A 3,483-nucleotide genomic window follows, 5' to 3' on the forward strand; every position below is an offset into this window, starting at 1 on the left:
GCCCGGTAGCGGGCCCGCCCGGCCTCCTCGGCGCGGATCCCCTTGAGGACCCGCACGCCGCGGACCAGGTCGACGGCGACGCCCGCCGCCCGCGCGGCGCTGTCCTGCTGCACCTCCGCCCGGCGTTCCAGCGGGATGCTCAGCCACCGCGCCACCAGCAGCAGCACGGGCGTGCCAAGCAGGACGAGCAGGCCGAGCGGCACCGAGACGACCAGCAGCGCGATGCTGGCGACCCCGATGCCCACCACCGCGGCGACACCGTGCGGCAGCAGGAAGTTCACCCTCGTCGTGCGCCGGACGTCCGCGGTGGCGATGCTCACCAGCGCGCCCGCGGGCAGGTCCGTCCGGGTGGTGCCGCGGTCGTCGAGGGCCCGCGCGGTGACGGCGAGGCGCAGGTCCCGGTCGGCCCGGACACCGCCGAGCAGCGCGACGCGCATCCCGAACCGCCAGCACAGCGACAGCACGGCGAAGTCCACGAGCAGCACGGCCAGCCAGAGCAGCAGCCGGGCCCGGTCCCCGGTGGCGGTGGCCTGGTCGATGGCCACCCCGATGAGGACGGGGACCAGCGCCTCGCCACTCTGGTAACCGATGAACAGCGTCGCGGCGGCCACGATCCGCCGCCGGTGCGCGAGCATCGACCGGCGCAGCACGGCGGGGGTCATCGGGCCCCGGCGGACGGCTCGGCCATCGCCACCGCGATCCGGCGTGGGCCGGTGTAGGGCTCCCGGCCGTGGGCGACGGACATGTTGTCGACGACGAGCAGGTCGTCGCGCGCGTAGTCGAAACGCACGGACGCGGCCCGGTAGCACTGCCGCAGATGCGCGACGACGTCGTCCGGGATCACCCCGCCGTCGCCGTAGCGGGAGTTGTTCGGGAAGCCGTCGGGCCCGTAGGCGTCGAGCAGCACCTCGCGGACGTCCGCGGGCAGGCTGCTCTCGTGGAAGATCACGACGTGGTTGAACCACACCGGCAGGCCCGTGACCGGATGACGGTGCACGGCGTCGCGGACGGCGGTGGTCCGCAGCCCATCGGCGCCGAGCCACGCCGGTGTCAGCCCGCCGCGGGCGCACAGCCGCTCGACCTCCGCGCGGCTGTCGGTGTCGAAGGCGGTCCGCCACCGCAGGCCGACGTCGTCGCCGTAGGTGCGCACGGCCATCCACCGGCGGCGCTCGAACTCCGCGCGGACGTCGGGGTCGATCAGCTCGTGCACCGCGTGGACGTGGGCCAGCGGCGTCGCGCCCTGGGTCAGCGCCGGCTCGACGCAGTGGAAGAACAGGGTCAGCGGCCAGGTCGCCTGGTAGGACATCTCGTTGTGCAACGGGATCTCCGCGGCCGGCGGGTAGTCCGTCGAGGTGTAGACGTTGCCCTTGATCACGCTGCGGGGTGAGGACTGTTCGGTGTACGGCAGCGGCGCGCCGGACAGCGCCCGCACCGCCTCCTCCAGCCCCTCGGCCCCGCCGACGTCGAACCCGCGCAGCAGGACCGCGCCGCGGGTGGCGAGGTGGTCCCGCAGCCGGTCCCGGTCGCGGCGCAGCAGGTCGGCGACGGGCCCGTCGCCCTCGACGACCAGGGGAAGCCCGAAGGAGCCGGGATCGCCCGCCGGCCACCCGATCGCGTCCGTCATGGCGGGTTCGCCCCTTCTCGCTCGGCTGTGGGGATCGGTCGTTCCGACCGCGGGGACGATCGTCATGGGCGCAGCGCGCCCGCGACGAGGGGGCCGACGGCCGGCAACGCCGCCGGGGACAGCAGGTCCTCGTGGACGACGTCCACGGCATGGACGCGCAGCCCCCCGGCGACGTACGGCGCCCAGTCCGTCGGGTCGGCCGGTGTCTCACCGGCCTCGGGCAGGGCCCGGACGAACTCCACCCGCCCGCCGTACAGCCTCGGCTTCACGCCGGTGTCGACCGACGCGACGGCCAGCAGGCTGCGGGCCACCGCGCCGAGGCGCCGCTCACCGGCGCCGGTCAGCAGGCTGCCGGTCCGCTCGGCGAGGGCGTGGGCGACGGCGGGGGTGACCTCGTCCGGGTGCAGGTCGTCGACCGGATGCCCGGAACGTTGCAGCAGGGTGTGCAGAAAGCGGGAGACCGTGTTGACCGGCTCGGCGGAGGCAGAGCCGCCTGGTGCGGCGCCCTGGCCGCCGGCGGCGGCACCGTCCAGCTCGGGGATGCCGTCCAGGTCCGGGATGCCATCCAGCTCGGGGACGCCATCCAGGTCGGGGGTGCCATCCAGGTCGGGATAGCCGTCCAACATGACGATCGACGGAACCTCGCGGCCCCGCGCCTCAAGCTCGCAGGCAACCGCGTGGGCCAGCACGGCGCCCAGGGACCAGCCGAGCAGGTGGATCGGTCCGCTGGGTTCGGCCGCGGCGACTACGTCGGCGTAGCGCTCGGCGATCGTACGGACCGTGGGCGGGACGCCCGTGTCGATCTCGGTCGCCTGCAGACCATAGACCGCCCGCTGTGGGCCGAGATAGCGCAGCAGCCCGGCGTAGGACCAGCTCAGGCCCAGACCCGGATGCACGCAGAACACCGGGGCCGCCGTCGTGCCCCGGTCCCGGGAGGGTGGGCGCTGCAGCGGCAGGAGGGTGTCCAGGGCGGTGTCCGCCACCAGGTCCGCGGTCCCGTCCAGCCGGCCGGCGATGCCGGCGGGGGTGGGCGCGCGCAGGACCGCGCTCAGCGGCAGGTCGGCTCTCAGGTCCCGGCGGATGCGCACGACGAGGCGGGCGGCGAGCAGGGAGTGCCCGCCCAGGACGAAGAACGAGTCGTCCGGGCCGACCTCCGGCAGGCCGAGCAGGTCGGCGAAGATCTCGCACAGCGCCCGTTCCGTGTCGTTCGCCGGGGCCCGCCCGGTGGTGGCGCCGCCGGTGAACGTCGGCGCGGGCAGGGCCCGACGATCAAGCTTGCCGTTCGGCGAGACCGGAAACGCCTCCAGGACAAGGACGGCCGCGGGCACCAGATAGTCCGGCAGCACCGCCGCGGCGGCAGCCCGAAGCCCATCAGGGTCGACCGTGGTGGCGTGGTCGGCGGTGACATAGCCGACCAGGCGAGTGACACCGTTGTCGGTGCGGGCAACCACCACAGCCTGGCTCACCCCGGGAAGGCCGGCGAGGAACGCCTCGACCTCACCGGGCTCCACCCGATAACCACGAATCTTCACCTGCTCGTCCGCACGCCCCAAAAACTCCAACGTGCCGTCCGACCGCCACCGCACCAGATCCCCCGTCCGATACAGCCGCCCGCCGTCCCCGAACGGATCCGCCACAAACCGCGACGCCGTCTCCCCAGGCCGACCCGCATAACCGCGAGCCACCCCGACACCACCCACATACAACTCCCCCGGCACCCCGACCGGCACCGGCAACAACCCGCCATCCAACACATAGGTCCGCAGCCCCGCGACCGCACGGCCGATATGCGGCCCTGAACCACTTTCCACGGACGTCCACGTCGCGTCCACCGTGCACTCCGTCGGACCATAGAAATT

General features: G+C 73.9%; 3 protein-coding genes. All 3 read right to left on the reverse strand.

Going from position 1 to position 3,483, the window contains the following annotated elements:
* The coding region (locus ND748_RS28265; RefSeq protein WP_251749240.1) for an ABC transporter transmembrane domain-containing protein at nt 1-662 on the reverse strand (662 nt) is incomplete at its 3' end.
* Entirely contained in the window at nt 659-1,624 is a 966-nt protein-coding gene (locus tag ND748_RS28270) for a TauD/TfdA family dioxygenase (protein ID WP_251749241.1), read from the reverse strand. The genes ND748_RS28265 and ND748_RS28270, both read right to left, overlap by 4 nt.
* Nucleotides 1,625-1,686: 62 nt before the next feature.
* Nucleotides 1,687-3,483 (reverse strand): thioesterase domain-containing protein (locus ND748_RS34310; RefSeq protein ID WP_285902824.1); only part of this gene is annotated, 1,797 nt, incomplete at its 5' end.

The organism is Frankia sp. AiPs1 (assembly GCF_023716945.1).
Lineage (GTDB): Bacteria > Actinomycetota > Actinomycetes > Frankiales > Frankiaceae > Frankia.